Source organism: Pseudomonas sp. CGJS7 (assembly GCF_036961695.1).
This window is the reverse complement of sequence record NZ_JBAMDI010000007.1, coordinates 42,387-61,024: the sequence shown is the minus strand read 5'-3', so window position 1 is coordinate 61,024 and position 18,638 is coordinate 42,387. Positions and strand designations below refer to the sequence as shown.

Genomic DNA, 18,638 nt, shown 5'->3' with positions numbered 1-18,638 from the left:
CTTTCGGCATGACGCTGTAGAGGGCCCGATTCCCGGGTCGATGGATTGGATGTTGAGTAAACAGAGGTTGAAGATGCACAGGTTCACATTTCACTTGTCACCCTTGTTGTTCGTTGCGCTGATGCTGCCGTGGTTTGCCCAGGCCGGGCCACAGCTGGATGTCGGCGCGCTCTATGACTACCTCGAGCCAGGCAAGGGCACCTATGCCAAACGCATCTACAACCGGGGGGACAGTACCGCGTTCGTCAAGGTCAGCGTGCTGGAGCTGGTCTACGACGGCCAGGCCGAACCCCGTGAGGTGGAAGTCGATGAGCTGCCCTTCGACCAGCGCAGCGTTGTTGCCAGCCCTGCGCGGATGATCATCCCGGCACGCGGCATGCAGGCCGTGCGGTTGCTGTATCGCGGTGAACGGAACCAGGAGCGTTACTACCGGCTGCGCTTCGTCCCGGTGGTGCCGGAACAGGATGACAGCTTCGCACTGGACGAAACGGAGCTTGACGCTTACCGCAAGGAACTCAGTGCCGGTGTGCAGTTTCTGGCCGGCTACGGCACCATTTTGATTACCAAGCCTGCTGCCACGCGGTATCAGACCTCGATCGAGCGAGCCGGTGGGAAATGGACCGTGCGCAACGAGGGCAATGCCACGGTGCTGCTCGACAACGTCCAGGTCTGTGTGCTGAACGAGGACGAGTGTGAGCCTCCGGCCAAGCACCATCTTCGTCCTGGACGTACGCGCGAGTTCGTCGAGAAGCCCGGTGTCGAATACCGCTTCGAACAGGTGGAAGGCGATGCGCGCAAAGCCATGAACTTCAAGGCAGAGTGAGAGGTAGGGGCATGTTTCGCAAGTGTGCAATGCTGGTACTGCTGTCTGGCGTGTTCGGCTCATCGTGGGCGCAGGCGGCCGACATTACGCTCAAGCTGCGTTACCGCGGCGAGACCCGGCAATTTGAAAACCTGACACCCCGGTCATCCCCTGTCTGTACTCAGTTGCCGCAGCTTTGTGGCGATCCGCTGCAGGATCTGCTGGATGTGGGGGTCGAATACTCGAAAACAGTCGATGGCGAAGGCACCGATGGCTTCTACCTCTCGGCCCCTGTCCAGCCAACTGCGCTACTGATGGTGCGTGACAAGACCGGCGAGCAGGTCAGCATGGACTTTGCCATTACCCACCTGGGCGGTGCGGTAACTTCGGACGATGGGGCACCTACGCTTGCGGCGCGCACGGGCCTGGACTCGAGTGGTTGCCAGGTTGCGTTGGCGAGCGCGGCGCATCGCCTGTTTCTGTGGTCGCCAGCCAGCAACGGGTGCTGGGCCAACCTCAACGTGGAGAATGCGAGCACTTACCATGTGAGTCACCTTACGCTGGGCTACAGGCTGAAGACGCCTTTGCCGGCGAGCTTGAAGTCGGGCGTGTACCGAGGGCGCGTGGTCTATTCGATAGGCCCCGACAGGGATATTGGCCTGGGTTCGAGCCGAACGGTCGCCGGGCTCACGGCCGATTCAGTGGCGATCAACGTCGAACTGGAGGTGGTGCATGACCTTGAGGTGCGTTTTGAGCCGGGTTCCGAGCAGGTGGTACTGGTGCCGCAGCAGGCGCACGGGCCTGGGAGCCGAGGACGGGGTGTGGCAGAGAAACTGGAAAAAGACGTGGGCTTCAGCCTGACTGCCAGTGGGCCATTCAACGTCTGGGCGCTGTGCAGCACCGGGTTGGATAGCACGTGCAATCTACGGTCGGCCAAGGGCCATGGCATACCGCTGTACCTGGCCATGACCTTGCCAGGGGTTTCCTACAATGGCCGTTCGCTCTATCGGCAGGCAATGACCTTTGGCGGAGCTGAGAACGCCATGAGCCTGGAAGTCCCGCCAGAGGGTGTGACCGGCAGCCAAGGGCAGTTGCATTTTCATGTATACCCTCGCGGCCACACCCAGAAACAGGACATGTTGCCTGGTATCGAGTATCAGGCCGTCGTGACAATGGTGTTCGATGCGAACCTGTAGAATGGCAACCGGGTGGTGTGACCCGCTTGCCATTCACCTCAAGTGACTGTTTGAAGTGGCTATCCGCAGCGCGTCATATCATCCCAAGCAACAGTAATACCAACAGAATCACCAACACCACGCCGATTATGCCGGAAGGGCCATAGCCCCAGCTGCGCGAGTGGGGGAAGACCGGTAAGCCACCGATCAGCAGCAGAATCAGGATGATGATAAGGATCGTGGTCATGTCAAAGTCCTTGCGTGATTAGGGGGCAAGAGCCTGAGATTGCTGGCCTCTCGATAATTCGGACCGGTGCGGGTTGGTAAAGATTCCATCCCCGTGCAGCCGTCTACCCAATCATGCCCGCCCATTCACTGCCCTGATGAATCCTCCCGGATGGCGACGCCTTGATTAGACTCACCGGACTCCCTGTCAGAACAAGGCCTGCGACCATGCAAAAACGCATCATGATCACCGGCGCCGGGTCTGGCCTCGGCCGCGAGATCGCCCTGCGCTGGGCCCGTGAGGGCTGGCGCCTGGCATTGGCCGATGTCAACGAAGCCGGCCTGCGCGAAACGCTGGAGCAGGTTCGCCAGGCCGGTGGCGACGGCTTCGTCCAGCGCTGCGATGTGCGCGACTATAGCCAGCTGACGGCCCTGGCCCAGGCCTGCGAAGCGAAGTTCGGTGGGGTCGATGTGATCGTCAACAACGCCGGCGTCGCTTCGGGCGGGTTCTTCGCCGAACTGACGCTGGAGGACTGGGACTGGCAGATCGCGGTCAATCTGATGGGCGTGGTCAAGGGTTGCAAGGCCTTCCTGCCGCTGCTGGAGCGCAGCAAGGGGCGCATTATCAATGTCGCCTCGATGGCCGCACTGATGCAGGGCCCGGGCATGAGCAACTACAACGTGGCCAAGGCCGGTGTGCTGGCCTTGTCGGAAAGCCTGCTGGTGGAGTTGCGTCAGGTGGAGGTGGCGGTGCACGTGGTGTGCCCGTCGTTCTTCCAGACCAACCTGCTGGACTCGTTCCGCGGGCCGAACCCGGCGATGAAGGCGCAGGTGCGCAAGCTGCTCGAAGGTTCGCCGATCAGTGCGGCGGACATTGCCGACTATATCCATCAGCAGGTCGCTGCAGGCGAGTTCCTCATCCTGCCCCATGAGGCAGGGCGCCAGGCCTGGCAACTGAAACGCCAGGCCCCTGAGCGGCTGTATGACGAGATGGCCGAAATGGCGGTGAAAATGCGGGCAAAAGCCCCGTCGCGATGATTGGTCTGTAGGAGAAGTTACTCAAAAGTGTAAGAGGCTTCTGAATCGTAGTGGAGCTATTGAGTAGCTGAATACCTACGGGGCAGGCTCCGGTTTTCCCTTTCGCAGGAGGATCGGAACATGCTGGTAATAGGGCGCGAAGTAGGGGAGGTCATCGTGATTGGCGATGACATCCGGATCATGGTGGTAGAGACCCGGGACGGCGTGGTGCGCTTTGGTGTGGCTGCTCCGCGTGAGGTGCCGGTGCATCGAGCCGAAGTTTACAAGCGCATCAAGGCGTCCAAGCAGAGCAAGGCCTGAAGAGGCCTGGCCTGCTATTCGAGCAGCTCGCGGGGCACATCATGCTTGGCCAGCAACTGGCATTGCTGGCTTTCCAGGTCGAACAGGATGAAAGCCTGGCCTTTGGCCAATGCCTGGCGTACCCGCAGCACGCGGGTTTCCAGCGGTGTGTCGTCGCCATTGTCAGTGCCGTCGCGGGTGACGAAGTCCTCGATCAGGCGGGTCAGGGTTTCGGCTTGCAATTGGTCGTAGGGGATCAGCATGGTCGGGCGGTGTCTGAAATAGGTATGGGCATGCTACGCGAAACATTCGAGGTGTTGGGGCCGCTTTGCAGCCCCAAGTGCGTTTAGCCTTTGTTTCCGACCAGGCTGTCCACGGCCGGTACCCGCGTGTCGCTCTCCATCTGCGCATCATGCTCCAGCTGGTGGCTGAAGCGCTCGAGTGACGTATTGGCCGGCTGCGAGTCGCTGGCAAATACGGGCGGGCTCAGCAGGTAGGCTGACAACAACCGGCTCAGCGCTGCCAGGCTATCGATATGGGTGCGCTCGTAACCATGGGTGGCATCGCAACCAAAGGCCACCAGCGCGGTACGAATATCGTGCCCGGCAGTCACCGCCGAATGGGCATCGCTGAAGTAATAGCGGAACAGGTCGCGCCGCACCGGCAAGTCATGGTCGCCGGCCAGTTTCAGCAGGTGCCGGGACAGGTGGTAGTCGTAAGGCCCCGACGAGTCCTGCATGGCCACACTGACCGCATGCTCGCTGGAAGCCTGCCCGGGCGCCACCGGGGCGATGTCGATGCCGACGAACTCGCTGACGTCCCAGGGCAGGGCGCCGGCTGCACCCGAGCCGGTCTCCTCGGTGATGGTGAACAGCGGGTGGCAGTCGATCAGCGGCTGGCGGCCGCTTTCCACCACGGCCTTCAGTGCCGCCAGCAATGCCGCTACGCCAGCCTTGTCGTCCAGGTGACGGGCACTGATGTGGCCGCTTTCGGTGAATTCGGGCAAGGGGTCGAAGGCCACGAAATCACCAATGCTCACGCCCAGCGCCTCACAGTCGGCGCGCGTGGCGCAGTAGGCATCCAGGCGCACTTCCACGTGGTCCCAGCTGATCGGCATCTGGTCGATCGCCGTGTTGAAGGCATGCCCGCTGGCCATCAGCGGCAGCACGCTGCCACGGAATACCCCGGTATCGGTAAACACGCTAACCCGGCTGCCCTCGGCAAAACGGCTGGACCAGCAGCCGACGGGCGCCAGGGCCAGGCGGCCATTGTCCTGCAACTGACGCACGCTGGCGCCGATGGTATCCAGGTGGGCAGAGACGGCGCGGTCGGGGGTGGCCTGCCGGCCTTTGAGGGTGGCGCGAATGGTGCCGCGGCGGGTCAGCTCGAAGGGGATGCCCAGCTCGTCAAGGCGTTCGGCCACGTAGCGCACGATGGTGTCGGTGAAGCCGGTGGGGCTGGGGATGGCGAGCATTTCCAGCAGCACGCGTTTGAGGTAGTCGAGATCGGGTTCGGGGTGTTGCTCGGACATGGTTGGGGACTCCTTTACTCCTGTGCCGGCCTCTTCGCGGGTAAACCCGCTCCTACAGGTACAGCGCCGTCTTCGCGGGTAAACCCGCTCCTACGGGTACAGCGCCGTCTTCGCGGGTAAACCCGCTCCTACAGGTACAGCGCTGCCTTCGCGGGTAAACCCGCTCCTACAGGTACAGCGCCACCTTCAAGGGCGGTGATATCCCTGTGGGAGCGGGCTTGCCCGCGAAGAGGCCGGCACCGGTTTACGCCAAAGGCCGGCTATGGGGAAACAGCAGGTCGATAAAACGCTCGGCCGTGGGCTGCGGTTCATGGTTGGCCAGGCCAGCACGTTCGTTGGCCTCGATGATCACGTACTCCGGCTGCCCGGCATCGCGCACCATGAAGTCCAGCCCAACCACCGGAATTTCCAGTGCCCGTGCCGCCCGCACGGCAGCATCGGCCAGCACCGGGTGCAGGCGTTCGGTGACGTCTTCCAGGGTGCCGCCGGTGTGCAGGTTGGCCGTACGCCGCACGGCTAGGCGCTGGCCGGCCGGCAACACGTCGTCATAGCCAACGCCCGCTGCGCGCAAGGTGCGCTCGGTTTCGTCGTCCAGCGGAATGCGGCTTTCGCCACCGGTGGCGGCCTGGCGGCGACGGCTCTGGGCTTCGATCAACTGGCGCACGCTGTGCTTACCGTCGCCCAGCACCTGCGCCGGGTGGCGGATGGCGGCGGCCACCACCTCGTAGCCAATCACCACGATGCGCAGGTCGAACCCGGCATGGAAGCTTTCCAGCAGCACGCGGCTGTCGAACTGGCGGGCATGCGCCACGGCACGGGTGATGTCGTCGATGCAGGTCAGGTTCACCGCCACGCCCTGGCCTTGCTCGCCATCGACCGGCTTGACCACCACCGCGCCATGCTCTTCGAGAAACGCCAGGTTGTCATCGGCATTGCCCGCCAGCTGTTGCGCGGGCACCTGCAGCCCGGCGTTGTGCAGGGCGTGCTGGGTCAGGCGTTTGTCCTGGCACAGGGTCATGGTCACGGCACTGGTCAGGTCGCTGAGCGATTCCCGGCAGCGAATTCGCCGCCCGCCAAGGCTCAGGGTGAACAGGCCGCCAGCGGCGTCGTCCACCTGCACCTCGATGCCCCGGCGCAGGGCCTCGTCGACGATGATGCGTGCGTAGGGGTTGAGGTCGGCTTGCGGGCCAGGCCCGAGGAACAGCTGCTCGTTGATACCGTTCTTGCGCTTGACTGCGAAGGTGGGCAGGTTACGAAAACCCAGTTTCTGGTACAGGCGCTTGGCCTGGCGGTTGTCGTGCAGCACCGACAGGTCCAGGTAGGCCAGGCCACGGCTCATGAAGTGTTCGATCAGGTGGCGCACCAGCACTTCACCCACGCCGGGACGGGTGCAGTGTGGGTCCACCGCCAGGCACCACAGGCTGCTGCCATGCTCGGGGTCATCGAACGCCTTGGCGTGGTTCAGGCCCATGACGCTGCCGATAACCGCGCCGCTGTCTTCGTCCTCTGCCAACCAGTACACCGGGCCACCCAAGTGGCGAGGGGTAAGCAGCTCGGCGTCGACGGGGAGCATCCCGCGCGCCTGGTACAGCGTGTTGATCGCCTGCCAGTCGGCAGGGTTCTGTGCCCGGCGCACGCGGAAGCCGCGAAATACCCGCTGCGCCGGGCGGTAATCGGTGAACCACAGGCGCAGGGTGTCGGACGGGTCGAGGAACAGCTGCTGAGGGGCCTGTGCCAGCACCTGCTGCGGGGCGGCAACGTACAGGGCGATGTCGCGTTCGCCCGGGTGCTCGTCGAGCAAATCCTCGGCCAGGGAAACCGGGTCGGGGTAGGTGTGGCCTATCAGCAGCCGGCCCCAGCCGCAGTGCACGGCACGCGGTTGGTCGTGAGGCTGGCTGCCGTCGCCGGCCAGGCGCGCTTGCAGGCGCTCGTAGGACGGCGTCTGGCCGCGCAGCAGGCGCTGACCATAAGCGATTTCATGGGCTTTCATCGGTCAGATTCCTTGTTCGCTCAGCCACAGGTTCAGCGCCGCCAGTTGCCACAGCTTGGAACCGCGCAATGGCGTCAGCTGGCCGTGCGGGTTGCTCAGCAGGCGGTCGAGCATGGTCGGGTTGAACAACCCTCGGTCCTGGCTGGGGTCGGTCAACAGTTCGCGTACCCAGCCCAGGGTGGCACCTTCCAGATGCTTCAGGCCCGGTACCGGGAAGTAACCCTTCTTGCGGTCGATCACCTCATGCGGGATCACCCGTCGCGCCGCCTGCTTGAGCACCTGCTTGCCGCCGTCGGGCAGCTTGAAGCGGGCGGGAATGCGTGCCGACAGTTCCACCACGCGGTAATCGAGGAACGGCGTACGCGCCTCCAGGCCCCAGGCCATGGTCATGTTGTCCACCCGCTTGACCGGGTCGTCGACCAGCATCACGGTGCTGTCCAGGCGCAGCGCCTTGTCCACGGCAGCCGGTGCGCCGGGGCGCGCGAAGTGTTCGCGCACGAAGTCGCCGGCAGCGTCGGTTTCCAGCAGCCAGGGCGCCTGCACGGTTTCGCGGTATTCGGCATGGCTGCGGTCGAAGAAGGCGTCACGGTAGGCCGCATAGGCATCGTCGGCGCCGTCCACCTGCGGGTACCAGTGGTAACCGGCGAACAGCTCATCGGCACCCTGGCCGCTCTGTACGCCTTTGCAGTGCTTGGCCACTTCCCGCGACAGCAGGTAGAAGGCGATGCAGTCGTGGCTGACCATCGGTTCGCTCATGGCGCGGAACGCGGCCGGCAACTGGTCGATGATTTCGTGTTCGGCAATGCGCAACTGGTGGTGACGGGTGCCGTAGTGTTTGGCGATCAGGTCCGAATACTGGAACTCGTCGCCGCGCTCGCCGCCGGCATCTTCAAAGCCGATGGAGAAGGTCGACAGGTCGTCAACGCCCACTTCGCGCAGCAAGCCGACCAGCAGGCTGGAGTCGACGCCGCCGGACAGCAACACACCCACATCGACGGCTGCCCGTTGGCGGATGGCTACGGCGTCGCGGGTGGCGTCGAGCACGCGGGTGGTCCAGCCTTCCAGATCAAGTTCACGCTCGTCCGGGTTGGGGCCGTACTTCAGCTGCCACCAGGTCTGGCGTTCCACTTCGCCATGGCAGTCGATGCGCATCCAGGTGCCGGGCTCCAGCTTCTGCACATTGGCCAGCAGGGTGCGCGGTGCCGGTACCACGGCGTGGAAGTTCAGGTAGTGGTTGAGGGCCACCGGGTCGAGCATCGGGTCGATGTCGCCGCCCTTGAGCAGTGCCGGCAGGGTCGAGGCAAAGCGCAGGCGCTCGCCGTTGCGCGACAGGTACAGGGGTTTGACGCCCAGGCGGTCGCGGGCCAGGAACAGGCGCTGGTTGTCGCGCTCCCAGATGGCCAGGGCAAACATGCCGTTGAGCTTGGGCAGCAGCGCCGCGCCCCAGGCGTGGTAGCCCTTGAGCAGCACCTCGGTGTCGCCGTCGGACCAGAAGGTGTAGCCCAGCGCCTGCAGTTCCTCGCGCAGTTCGGGGAAGTTGTAGATGGCACCGTTGAAGGCCAGCGACAGGCCCAGCGTATTGTCGACCATCGGCTGCGCCGAGCCGTCGGACAGGTCCATGATCTTCAGGCGCCGATGGCCCAGGGCGATCGGGCCCTGGCTATGGAAGCCCCAGGCATCCGGGCCTCGCGGGGCCAGGTGATGGGTAATGCGCTCTACCGCAGCCAGGTCGGCTGGGCGAGGGGCTTGGTCGATGGGGGTGAAACGTAACTCTCCTGCTAATCCGCACATAAGTCCTTACCGGTTTTTCCGTTGGGGAGGTGATGCCCCGGATTAGGGCACCTTAAGGAACTGACCTATGTGCTTTTCGAGAGTTTTAGAATGTTTGGTTATATGACGCCGGGCAGGCAACCCGATGCAATCATTTCCCCCGGATCAACCGGCGCAATCCAAACCGGTTCGGATGACACGCCTGCGCCACTGCCCGCGGCAATGGCAGCGGTTCCCCACATACCCAGGCCGCCACCAGCTCGCCACTCAACGGCGCCGTGATCAGCCCGCGTGAGCCATGCCCGCTGTTCACATACAACCCGCCCAGCCAAGGGCAGGGCACATCCGGTACTTGCCGCGCATCCCGGCCCAGTACTGCATAGGCTTCGGTAAACGCCTGCGCGTCGGCAATGGGCCCGACGATCGGCAGGTAATCCGGGCTGGTGCAACGGAACGCAGCACGTCCCTGCAACTGCTCGGGGTCCAGTTCAGCCACAGCCAGCCGTTGCGCCAGATCGACGGAAATTTCGTCCAGCAGCGCCAGGTTGCCCTGATGCTCGGCTACCGTCGGTGCAAGGTCTTCGCTGTGGAAGTCAAAACTGGCGCCCAGTGTATGTTCACCCTCGCGCGGCGGTGCCACATAGCCTTCCGCGCACACCACGGTGCGCAGTGCCTGGCTGCTGGCGGTGGCCGGCAAGCGGGTGATCTGCCCACGGATGCGCTTGAGTGGTAACTGCGCGCAAGGTTCGAAGCGCAGCACATCCGCCGCACCGGCCAGGACCACCACTGGAGCGCGGGCTAACAGCTGGTCGCCAGCCCAGGCTTGCCAATGCTCATCCACTTTGCGCAGTTCGAGCACGTCCTGGTGGGTCACCACGCGAATACCAGGGTGCTGCAACTGCTGTTGGCACAGCGCTGGCGGGTGCACCCAGCCACCTTCGGGGTAGAACAACCCGCCGCCAGGCAACGCCACGCCGGCGATGGCTTCGGCCTCGGCGCGCGCCAGGCAGTGCAGCAAGCCATGGTCGAAGGCGGCAGCCAGCTTGCCCTGGCGTTCGGCCTCCTTGCTGTCGAAGGCCAGTTGCAGCACCCCGCAGGCATCCCAGTCACGGCCACGCTGCAAGCGCTGCAGCTGACGCCGGGTGTAGCCGAACCCGGACAGGATCATCTGCGACAGCGCGGTGCCATGGGCAGACAGCTTGAGGTACAGCACCCCTTGCGGGTTGCCTGACGCTTCCTGGGCCGGGGCTTCGTGGCGCTCCAGCACGGTTACCTGCCAGCCGCGCCGGGCCAGGCTGGCGGCGCTGCTGCTGCCGGCAAGTCCGGCACCGATCACCAGCGCCTCGCGCGGCCCCTGTGTCACCGCGGGGCGCGCGTACCAAGGCGCGCATGGGCCGGACAGGGGGCCGACGTAGGCGCCGCTCATCACCTCCCACTTCTTGCCGATGCCTGGCACCTTCTTCATGGCGAAGCCGGCTTCCACCAGGCTGCGGCGTACCCAGCCGGTGGTGGTGAAGGTGCCCAGCACCGTGCCCGGATGCGATAGCCGCGCCAGTTGCGCAAACAGCTCCGGGGTCCACATGTCGGGGTTCTTGGCGGGGGCGAAGCCGTCGAGGAACCACACATCGATCTGCGCATCGAGTTGCGGCAGCTGTTCCAGCACATCGCCTATCAACAGGGTCAGGGTGACCCTGCCACCGGCGAAGGTGAACTGCTGAAAGCCCGGGTGCACCGCCACGTATTGCTCCAGCAGCGGCTCGGTATAGGCGGCCAGTTCAGGCCACAGGCGCACTGCGCGGGCCATGTCGGCGTGGTCGAGGGGGTACTTTTCGACGCTGACGAAGTGCAGGCGCGCGTCGCTGTGTGCGTGCTGGTCGAACAGCTGCCAGGCGCAGAAAAAATTCATGCCGGTGCCAAAACCGGTTTCGCCGATCACCGTGCAGGCGTGCGGCGCCAGGTTGGCAAAACGTTCGGCCAGGCGGGTCTGGCCGAGGAACACGTGCTTGGTTTCTTCGATGCCTTCGTTGACTGCGAAATAGACGTCGTCATAGTGCCGCGAATGGGGGCGGCCCTGGTCGTCCCAGTCGATCTGGGCGTGCTGGAGGAGGGTGGGCATGGTGGGCTCGGTTGCAGCGGATGGCGGGATTTTATGCCATCCGGCTGAGCTGTGGGAGCGCGTTCATTGGTGAAGAGGTCAATACAGGCCGAAATGAAATCCGCTAGTCTTGCTTATCCATTGAAGGAGCCAGTGCATGTTCGAATCTGCCGAAATCGGCCACAGCATCGACAAGGAGGCTTACGACGCCGAGGTACCCGCTTTACGCGAGGCCCTGCTCGAAGCCCAGTACGAACTCAAGCAGCAGGCGCGGTTTCCGGTGATCGTGCTGATCAACGGCATTGAAGGCGCCGGCAAGGGTGAGACGGTAAAACTGCTCAACGAGTGGATGGACCCGCGCATGATCGATGTGCTCACCTTCGACCAGCAGACCGACGAAGAGCTGGCCCGCCCACCCGCCTGGCGCTATTGGCGGGCCTTGCCACCCAAGGGGCGGATGGGTGTGTTCTTTGGCAACTGGTACAGCCAGATGCTGCAGGGGCGGGTGCACGGGGTGTTCAAGGATGCCGTGCTCGATCAGGCCATTACCGGTGCCGAGCGCCTGGAGCAGATGCTTTGCGATGAAGGTGCGCTGATCATCAAGTTCTGGTTCCACCTGTCCAAGAAGCAGATGAAGGCACGGCTGAAATCGCTCAAGGACGACCCGCTGCACAGCTGGAAGATCAGCCCGCTGGATTGGCAGCAGTCGCAAACCTACGACCGCTTCGTGCGCTTTGGTGAGCGCGTGCTGCGCCGCACCAGCCGCGACTATGCGCCATGGCACATCATCGAAGGGGTAGACCCGAATTACCGCAGCCTGGCGGTGGGGCGCATTCTGCTGGAAAGCCTGCAAGCCGCGCTGGCCAATAATCCCAAGGGCAAGCACCAGGGCAACGTGGCCCCGCTGGGCCACAGCATCGACGACCGCAGCCTGCTTGGCGCCCTGGACATGACGTTGCGCCTGGACAAGGCCGACTATCAGGAACAGTTGATCACCGAACAGGCCCGTCTGGCCGGCCTGCTGCGTGACAAGCGCATGCGCCGGCACGCCCTGGTGGCGGTGTTCGAAGGTAATGACGCCGCCGGCAAGGGGGGCGCCATCCGCCGCGTGGCGGCAGCGCTGGACCCGCGGCAATACCGTATCGTGCCGATTGCCGCGCCTACCGAAGAAGAGCGCGCCCAGCCGTACCTGTGGCGGTTCTGGCGGCACATCCCGGCACGGGGCAAGTTCACCATCTTCGACCGTTCCTGGTATGGCCGGGTGCTGGTGGAGCGGGTGGAAGGCTTCTGCAGCCCCGCTGACTGGATGCGTGCCTACAGCGAGATCAACGACTTTGAAGAGCAGTTGGTGGATGCTGGCGTGGTGGTGGTCAAGTTCTGGCTGGCGATCGACCAGCAGACCCAACTGGAGCGCTTCGAAGAGCGTGAGCAAATTCCGTTCAAACGCTACAAGATCACCGAGGATGACTGGCGCAACCGCGACAAGTGGGACGAATACTCCCAGGCGGTGGGTGACATGGTCGATCGCACCAGCAGCGAGATTGCCCCTTGGACGCTGGTAGAGGCCAATGACAAGCGCTGGGCGCGGGTGAAGGTGGTGCGCACCATCAACCAGGCGCTGGAAGCGGCGTTTGCCAAGCACAAAAAATAGCCGACGGTGATGTTGCCTGTTCTGGCCCTTTCGCGGGTGAACCCGCTCCTACAGGGGTACGCGATCCCTTGTAGGAGCGGGTTTACCCGCGAAAGGGCCAGAACAGGCAACACCTCCCTCCAGCCATGCCCCAAAAGAATGACCTGATGAATTCTTTTCTCGGCACTCTCCACCGTCCCCGTCCTCCAACCCCGTAGAATTCAACAACCCCCACCACGGGCTTGATCGAGGATTTTATGCACACCACTTCTGGCCGCTGGGGCTATGGGCTGTTCCTGGCACTTCTGACGGCGCTGCTCTGGGGCATCTTGCCGATCAAGCTCAAGCAGGTATTGCAAGTGGTCGACCCGATCACTGTCACCTGGTACCGCCTGCTGGTCTCCGGCAGCCTGTTGTTCGCCTGGCTGGCGGCTAACCGGCGTTTGCCGTCCATACGCAAGCTGGCGCCCAGGGGCAGGGGCCTGGTGCTGGTTGCGGTGCTCGGCCTGATGGGCAACTACGTGCTCTACCTGATCGGTCTCAAACTGCTTAGCCCGGGCACTGCACAACTGGTGGTACAGATCGGCCCGGTGCTGTTGCTGGTGGCCAGCGTGTTCGTGTTCCGCGAGCGCTTCAGTGTGGGGCAGGGCATGGGCCTGTTGGTGCTGCTGGCAGGGTTTGGCCTGTTCTTCAACCAGCGCCTGGAAGAGCTGCTGACTTCACTGGGTACCTACACCACCGGCGTGTTGACCATCTTGCTGGCGACCAGCATCTGGGTGTTCTACGCCCTGAGCCAAAAGCAGTTGCTGACCGTGTGGCACTCGCAGCAGGTGATGATGGTGATCTACCTCAGCTGCGCTGCGTTGCTGACACCTTGGGTGCACCCGCTGGAGGCCTTGCAACTGACCCCGGTGCAAGGCTGGCTGCTGCTGGCCTGTTGCCTGAATACCCTGGTGGCATACGGCGCGTTTGCTGAAGCACTGGCGCACTGGGAGGCCTCACGGGTAAGTGCCACGCTGGCGCTGACCCCGCTGGTGACCTTCGTTGCGGTAGCGCTGGCAGCATGGGTGTGGCCTGAGTATGTGCATGCCGAGGACATCAACGTCCTGGGTTATGTGGGGGCGGTCACGGTAGTGTTCGGTTCGGCGCTGGTAGCGCTGGGGCCCTCGCTGGTGGCCAGCTGGCGGGCGCGTCGAGAACGAGGTCAGCGCGCATACTCATCAGAGGGCTGACCTAGCATTTTTGCTAGTTGCGAGTTTTTTGCTATTTGAATCAAATGTGCATAAAAGTTCGCGGAGTAAGGGTGATGAAGGCTCATGCGTTTGTGCATCCGGGTATAAAGGTAAATGTGAATTACCTTGAGAGGTTCGTGCGTCATAATTTGCATCGTGAACCTTGGAAGAGTGCCAGTGAAAAAGTACTGAATGACTATTTGAAAAGAGCCGATAAAGACTGGGTTCCGAAACCGCGCGCTGTAGTGGATTGCGGAGCTTATAGCCAGCCGGATTGTGGGTGTACTGATCAAACCCGAGATGGTCAGGCTGCCTATGCGCAGGCATTGCTCTGGGTGATCAAGGGTGACGAGGAATATGCAGCTACTGCCATCAAAATCCTAGACGCATGGTCTAGAGAATTTACCGGAGGACATATCGGCGAAAATGCACGCCTTCAGGCATCGTGGGCAGCGTGCTTATTCATCAGTGCTGCGGAAATCCTTGCTCATACTGCGTCTGGCTGGACGACTGAAGGTAAGGCGCGATTCAGAGGGATGTTGGAAACGCAGTTTCAACCGATCATAGAGGAGCTCTTCTATGGAGACGGGTGGAAGTGGGATACCGTGCCTGGCAATTGGCGCTCCACAGGTATCGAGGCACTTTTATATATAGCGATTTTTACCGACAATCACGAAATCTTCGCCAGGAGTATCCAGTTATGGAAAGACCATATCGTGGCGTCCATTTATCTGGAAAGTGATGGGGCGCGTCCCAGACTACTGCCCAATTGGACCCGGGTGCCGACCGACGAAGAGGTCAATCAACAGTGGGGTAGTCCATACCGATACATTGAGGGGATGAACGTTGAGAGCTGTCGGGACTTCGCCCACACCGCTTATGGTCTGGCGGCTACCATCAATGTAGCTGAAACTGCGTTATTGCAGGGGATTGATCTGTACAGCGACGAGGAAACGCAAGCCATGGCGCGAATGATGCAGACGATGGAGTTTCATTCTCGGTATGAAAACATTGCATTGATGCCAGACATTTGTAAGCGATACCACGGCATCCAGTTGAGTGCTCAATGGACATTTGAAATTGGTTATACCCACTATGCGGTCCGTTTGGGTCACCCTTTGCCGGAAACTCGCGCATTTGTGCAAAGACATCGGCCAACGCAAGGCGATTTCCATTACATGTGGGAAAGTCTGACCCATGCTTATCCCCGTACCGGGGATGACCCGATTTCTTGAGTGCCAGAGAGATAGACACCTCTACCCGATAAACCGTGAGCCGCCCGTGGTGCGGTGCCGGGGTGATGAGGCAACCTGGGCGGCTCATGGGGGAATCTAGCCTTTGCCCCCAGGCGCCAGCATGTTCTCCGGCCGCACCCACTGGTCGAACTGCTCATTGGTCAGGTACTTCAACGCCAAGGCCGCCTCGCGCAAGGTCTTGCCCTCGCTGTAAGCCTTCTTGGCAATTTCTGCCGCCTTGTCATAGCCAATATGCGGGTTCAGCGCCGTCACCAGCATCAACCCGCGCTCCAGGTGCGCGGCCATCTGTTCGGCATCCGGCTCGATACCCGCCACGCAATGCTGCTGGAAGTTGCGGCAACCATCGGCCAGCAACTCGATGGATTGCAGCAGGTTATGGATGATCACCGGCTTGAACACATTCAACTGCAAATGCCCCTGGCTGGCGGCAAAGCCGATGGCTGCGTCGTTGCCCAGTACCTGGCAGGCCAGCATCGACAGCGCCTCGCACTGGGTGGGGTTGACCTTGCCCGGCATGATCGAGCTGCCCGGCTCGTTGGCTGGCAGGCGCACCTCGGCAAGCCCGGCGCGAGGGCCGGACCCCAGCAGGCGCAGGTCGTTGGCGATTTTCATCAGGGCCACGGCCAGGGTCTTCAGGGCCCCCGCCAGGCTGGTCAGCGGTTCGTGGCCGGCGAGGGCGGCGAACTTGTTGGGTGCAGTGATGAACGGCAGGCCGGACAGCGCCGCCAGCTCGGCCGCGATGGCCTCGGCAAAACCCTGCGGAGCGTTCAGCCCGGTACCCACGGCAGTGCCGCCCTGGGCCAGTTCGCACACCGCCGGCAGGGTGGCGCGGATGGCGCGCTGGGCGTAATCGAGCTGGGCGACGAAGGCCGACACTTCCTGGCCGAAGGTAATCGGCGTGGCGTCCATCATGTGCGTGCGGCCGGTTTTTACCAGCTTGTGGTGACGCATCGACAGCTCGGCCAGCCCCGAAGACAGTTCAGTGACGGCCGGCAGCAGCTTTTCATGCACCGCCTGGGCTGCCGCAATGTGCATGGCGGTGGGGAAGCAGTCGTTGGAGCTCTGCGAGCGGTTGACGTGGTCATTGGGGTGTACTGGCGCCTTGCCGCCACGGCCTTTGCCGGCCAGTTCGTTGGCGCGTCCGGCGATCACCTCGTTGACGTTCATGTTGCTCTGGGTACCACTGCCCGTCTGCCAGACGACGAGCGGGAACTGATCGTCGTGCTGGCCATCCAGCACTTCATCGGCGGCCTGTTCGATCAACCGGGCGATGTCGGCCGGCAGGTCGCCATTGCGGTCGTTGACGCGCGCCGCGGCCTTCTTGATCAGTGCCAGGGCGTGCAATACCGCGAGGGGCATGCGTTCCTTGCCAATGGCGAAGTTGATCAGCGAACGCTGGGTCTGCGCACCCCAGTAGGCGTCCTCCGGAACTTCGACCGGGCCCAGGCTGTCTGTCTCGATACGGCTCATTCTGTACTCACTCCTGTGTAGTTCGAAATCGCAGTTTAGGCCCTGATTCGACCGAGCGGTTCCGTCGCTCGTCGTGCCACTTGAGCACATCGCCACCACGGCGCAGAATGCTCTACTCTGAGGTGCCCGCCTCCCCCTCTTTGAAGGAAATGCAATGACCCGTCTCCGTGTCCTTTGTGCCGCCGTTGCCCTGGTTTGCGCCAGCGGCCAGGTACTCGCTGCCACCGCCAGCCACAACGCTGCTGCCGAGAAATTCCTGACCCTGGCCAACGCCGACAAGCTGGGCACCCCGGTGTACATGCAAGTGCAGCAGATGTTCGCCCAGCGTTTCGCTCAGACCAAGGCCCCGGCCGCCAAGCAGCCCGTGCTGGAAAGCTACCAGGCCAAGGCCAATGCCGCGCTTGACAACGCCATCGGCTGGAACAAGCTGAAGCCGAAGATGGTCGACCTGTACACCCGGACCTTCACCGAGCAGGAGCTGAAGGACCTGGTCAAGTTCTACGAATCGCCGCTGGGCAAGAAAGTGCTGCGTGAAATGCCTAAGGTCACTCAGCAGTCGGCACAGTTGACCCAGCAGAGCCTGGAGCCAGCAGTACCGGTGGTGAACAAGCTGCTGGAAGACATGACCAAAGAGCTGGACCCGAACGCAGGCAAGGCCGCCGCCCCAGCGAAGAAGTGAGTACGCCGCAATGACCATGCAACAACGTATCGAACAGCAACTGGCCGCGCTGGCGCCGCAACACCTGGAAGTGCTCAACGAAAGTCACATGCATAGTCGTGGTCAGGAGACCCACTACAAGGCGGTGATCGTCAGCGAGCAGTTCGCCGGGTTGAACAGCGTCAAGCGCCACCAGAAGGTGTACGCCACCATGGGTGAACTGATGGGCGAGATCCATGCCCTGGCCATCCACACCTACACCGCCGAAGAGTGGGCCAAGGTCGGCGTTGCTCCGGCCTCGCCGGTGTGCGCCGGCGGCGGGCACTGAAACCTTTCTGTTGTTCTGGTAGAATCCTGCAAGATCCGGGGGCCGCTTTGCGGCCCTTTCGCGACACAAGGCCGCTCCCACAGGAACCGCACTAGCCATCGGGTTACGCGGTCCCTGTGGGAGCGGCCTTGTGTCGCGAAAGGGGCACAAAGCGCCCCCTGCTTTTTCTGTACCTGTCAAACCCGGTCCGCCCCTTACGAGGGCAGCCACCTGGAGATTCCGTTACATGTCTCAAGCCATCGTCGTCGCGGCGCTGTACAAGTTCGTTACCCTGGAAGACTACGTCGAGCTGCGCGAGCCGCTGCTCAAGACCATGCTCGACAACAACGTCAAAGGCACCCTGCTGCTGGCCCAGGAGGGCATCAACGGCACCGTGTCGGGCACCCGGGAAGGCATTGATGGCCTGCTGGCCTGGTTGCGCAGCGACCCGCGTCTGGTCGATATCGATCACAAAGAATCGTACTGCGACGAACAGCCGTTCTACCGCACCAAGGTCAAGCTCAAGAAAGAGATCGTCACCCTCGGTGTGCCGGGCGTAGACCCCAACCAGGCCGTTGGCACCTATGTCGAGCCCAAGGACTGGAACGCCCTGATCAGCGACCCGGAAGTGCTGTTGATCGACACCCGCAACGACTACGAAGTGGCCATCGGTACCTTCAAGGGCGCCATCGACCCGAAGACCGAAACCTTCCGTGAGTTCCCGGAGTACATCAAGGCCAACTTCGACCCGAGCAAGCACAAGAAGGTCGCCATGTTCTGCACCGGCGGCATCCGTTGCGAAAAAGCCTCCAGCTACATGCTCGGTGAAGGCTTCGAGTCGGTCTATCATCTTAAGGGCGGCATCCTGAAATACTTCGAGGAAGTGCCTCAGGAAGAAAGCCTGTGGGACGGCGACTGCTTCGTCTTCGACAACCGGGTCACGGTGCGCCATGACCTGAGCGAAGGCGAGTACGACCAGTGCCACGCCTGCCGCCATCCGATCAATGCAGAGGAGCGCGCGTCCGAGCACTATTCGCCAGGTGTCAGCTGCCCGCATTGCTGGGACAGCCTGAGCGAGAAGACCCGGCGCAGTGCCATCGACCGGCAGAAGCAGATCGAGCTGGCCAAGGCCCGCAACCTGCCGCACCCGATCGGTTACAACTACAAAGCCGAGGCTTGA

17 protein-coding genes are annotated in these 18,638 nt (G+C 62.6%); 10 read left to right on the top strand and 7 right to left on the bottom strand.

Translation table 11 applies throughout. The features are described from left to right. Positions 1-49 precede the first annotated feature (49 nt). Positions 50-823: a hypothetical protein gene (locus V7787_RS06670; RefSeq protein ID WP_064491538.1), complete on the top strand. Its 774-nt coding sequence runs from the start codon at positions 50-52 to the stop codon at positions 821-823. Positions 824-852: 29 nt separating this feature from the next. Continuing rightward, positions 853-1,998 (top strand): hypothetical protein, encoded by a 1,146-nt coding sequence (locus V7787_RS06665; protein WP_336086768.1) that lies wholly within the window; start codon positions 853-855, stop codon positions 1,996-1,998. Positions 1,999-2,071: 73 nt separating this feature from the next. Here V7787_RS06665 and V7787_RS06660 read toward each other — a convergent pair whose 3' ends face one another. Beyond that, entirely contained in the window at positions 2,072-2,224 is a 153-nt protein-coding gene (locus V7787_RS06660) for a DUF3309 family protein (protein WP_003252624.1), read from the bottom strand. Between the two features lie 206 nt (positions 2,225-2,430). Here V7787_RS06660 and V7787_RS06655 point away from each other — a divergent pair, with 206 nt between their 5' ends. After that, positions 2,431-3,240 (top strand): SDR family oxidoreductase, encoded by an 810-nt coding sequence (locus V7787_RS06655; protein ID WP_336086761.1) that lies wholly within the window; start codon positions 2,431-2,433, stop codon positions 3,238-3,240. Positions 3,241-3,360: 120 nt separating this feature from the next. Continuing rightward, positions 3,361-3,540 carry a carbon storage regulator CsrA gene (gene csrA / locus V7787_RS06650; protein WP_004575804.1) on the top strand — a complete coding sequence of 60 codons (180 nt, stop codon included), beginning with the start codon at positions 3,361-3,363 and terminating at the stop codon, positions 3,538-3,540. Between the two features lie 14 nt (positions 3,541-3,554). Here the strand turns inward: csrA and V7787_RS06645 are convergent, their stop codons facing one another. The 5 genes from V7787_RS06645 to mnmC all read right to left on the bottom strand — a co-directional run bounded on the left by V7787_RS06645 (position 3,555) and on the right by mnmC (position 10,926). After that, a complete protein-coding gene (locus V7787_RS06645) occupies positions 3,555-3,782 on the bottom strand; it encodes a YheU family protein (protein ID WP_004575803.1) in 228 nt (75 codons plus the stop codon). Between the two features lie 83 nt (positions 3,783-3,865). Continuing rightward, the gene (locus V7787_RS06640; RefSeq protein WP_020193055.1) at positions 3,866-5,050 is read right to left on the bottom strand and encodes an osmoprotectant NAGGN system M42 family peptidase; all 1,185 of its coding nucleotides are present in this window, start codon (positions 5,048-5,050) and stop codon (positions 3,866-3,868) included. A gap of 244 nt (positions 5,051-5,294) precedes the next feature. Continuing rightward, positions 5,295-7,040, bottom strand: a complete 1,746-nt coding sequence (gene ngg / locus V7787_RS06635; RefSeq protein ID WP_104887172.1) for an N-acetylglutaminylglutamine synthetase — start codon at positions 7,038-7,040, stop codon at positions 5,295-5,297. 3 nt (positions 7,041-7,043) lie between these two features. Beyond that, complete coding sequence (locus tag V7787_RS06630; protein ID WP_336086753.1) at positions 7,044-8,831, bottom strand: N-acetylglutaminylglutamine amidotransferase; 1,788 nt, start codon at positions 8,829-8,831, stop codon at positions 7,044-7,046. Between the two features lie 130 nt (positions 8,832-8,961). Beyond that, entirely contained in the window at positions 8,962-10,926 is a 1,965-nt protein-coding gene (mnmC, locus tag V7787_RS06625; protein ID WP_336086751.1) for a bifunctional tRNA (5-methylaminomethyl-2-thiouridine)(34)-methyltransferase MnmD/FAD-dependent 5-carboxymethylaminomethyl-2-thiouridine(34) oxidoreductase MnmC, read from the bottom strand. Between the two features lie 136 nt (positions 10,927-11,062). Here mnmC and pap point away from each other — a divergent pair, with 136 nt between their 5' ends. The 3 genes from pap to V7787_RS06610 all read left to right on the top strand — a co-directional run bounded on the left by pap (position 11,063) and on the right by V7787_RS06610 (position 15,002). Further along, positions 11,063-12,556 carry a polyphosphate:AMP phosphotransferase gene (gene pap / locus V7787_RS06620; protein WP_003252637.1) on the top strand — a complete coding sequence of 498 codons (1,494 nt, stop codon included), beginning with the start codon at positions 11,063-11,065 and terminating at the stop codon, positions 12,554-12,556. Positions 12,557-12,792: 236 nt separating this feature from the next. Continuing rightward, a complete protein-coding gene (locus V7787_RS06615; RefSeq protein WP_336086748.1) occupies positions 12,793-13,767 on the top strand; it encodes a DMT family transporter in 975 nt (324 codons plus the stop codon). A gap of 74 nt (positions 13,768-13,841) precedes the next feature. After that, the gene (locus V7787_RS06610; RefSeq protein ID WP_029380705.1) at positions 13,842-15,002 is read left to right on the top strand and encodes an alginate lyase family protein; all 1,161 of its coding nucleotides are present in this window, start codon (positions 13,842-13,844) and stop codon (positions 15,000-15,002) included. 96 nt (positions 15,003-15,098) lie between these two features. Here V7787_RS06610 and V7787_RS06605 read toward each other — a convergent pair whose 3' ends face one another. Beyond that, on the bottom strand, positions 15,099-16,493 hold the full coding sequence (locus V7787_RS06605; RefSeq protein WP_064492642.1) for a class II fumarate hydratase: 1,395 nt from the start codon (positions 16,491-16,493) through the stop codon (positions 15,099-15,101). Positions 16,494-16,647: 154 nt separating this feature from the next. On the opposite strand from V7787_RS06605, the gene V7787_RS06600 reads away from it, so the two are divergent. From V7787_RS06600 to trhO, 3 genes are all read left to right on the top strand, one after another. After that, entirely contained in the window at positions 16,648-17,172 is a 525-nt protein-coding gene (locus V7787_RS06600; protein ID WP_010952796.1) for a DUF2059 domain-containing protein, read from the top strand. Positions 17,173-17,182: 10 nt separating this feature from the next. Next, a complete protein-coding gene (locus V7787_RS06595) occupies positions 17,183-17,479 on the top strand; it encodes a BolA family protein (RefSeq protein WP_010952797.1) in 297 nt (98 codons plus the stop codon). A 226-nt stretch (positions 17,480-17,705) separates the two neighbouring features. Then, a complete protein-coding gene (trhO, locus tag V7787_RS06590; RefSeq protein WP_121162045.1) occupies positions 17,706-18,638 on the top strand; it encodes an oxygen-dependent tRNA uridine(34) hydroxylase TrhO in 933 nt (310 codons plus the stop codon).

Coding starts and splice junctions, on each gene's coding strand:
- V7787_RS06670 (WP_064491538.1), top strand. CDS start 50: ATGTTGAGTAAACAGAGGTTGAAGATGCACAGGTTCACATTTCACTTG.
- V7787_RS06665 (WP_336086768.1), top strand. CDS start 853: ATGCTGGTACTGCTGTCTGGCGTGTTCGGCTCATCGTGGGCGCAGGCG.
- V7787_RS06660 (WP_003252624.1), bottom strand. CDS start 2,224: ATGACCACGATCCTTATCATCATCCTGATTCTGCTGCTGATCGGTGGC.
- V7787_RS06655 (WP_336086761.1), top strand. CDS start 2,431: ATGCAAAAACGCATCATGATCACCGGCGCCGGGTCTGGCCTCGGCCGC.
- csrA (WP_004575804.1), top strand. CDS start 3,361: ATGCTGGTAATAGGGCGCGAAGTAGGGGAGGTCATCGTGATTGGCGAT.
- V7787_RS06645 (WP_004575803.1), bottom strand. CDS start 3,782: ATGCTGATCCCCTACGACCAATTGCAAGCCGAAACCCTGACCCGCCTG.
- V7787_RS06640 (WP_020193055.1), bottom strand. CDS start 5,050: ATGTCCGAGCAACACCCCGAACCCGATCTCGACTACCTCAAACGCGTG.
- ngg (WP_104887172.1), bottom strand. CDS start 7,040: ATGAAAGCCCATGAAATCGCTTATGGTCAGCGCCTGCTGCGCGGCCAG.
- V7787_RS06630 (WP_336086753.1), bottom strand. CDS start 8,831: ATGTGCGGATTAGCAGGAGAGTTACGTTTCACCCCCATCGACCAAGCC.
- mnmC (WP_336086751.1), bottom strand. CDS start 10,926: ATGCCCACCCTCCTCCAGCACGCCCAGATCGACTGGGACGACCAGGGC.
- pap (WP_003252637.1), top strand. CDS start 11,063: ATGTTCGAATCTGCCGAAATCGGCCACAGCATCGACAAGGAGGCTTAC.
- V7787_RS06615 (WP_336086748.1), top strand. CDS start 12,793: ATGCACACCACTTCTGGCCGCTGGGGCTATGGGCTGTTCCTGGCACTT.
- V7787_RS06610 (WP_029380705.1), top strand. CDS start 13,842: ATGAAGGCTCATGCGTTTGTGCATCCGGGTATAAAGGTAAATGTGAAT.
- V7787_RS06605 (WP_064492642.1), bottom strand. CDS start 16,493: ATGAGCCGTATCGAGACAGACAGCCTGGGCCCGGTCGAAGTTCCGGAG.
- V7787_RS06600 (WP_010952796.1), top strand. CDS start 16,648: ATGACCCGTCTCCGTGTCCTTTGTGCCGCCGTTGCCCTGGTTTGCGCC.
- V7787_RS06595 (WP_010952797.1), top strand. CDS start 17,183: ATGACCATGCAACAACGTATCGAACAGCAACTGGCCGCGCTGGCGCCG.
- trhO (WP_121162045.1), top strand. CDS start 17,706: ATGTCTCAAGCCATCGTCGTCGCGGCGCTGTACAAGTTCGTTACCCTG.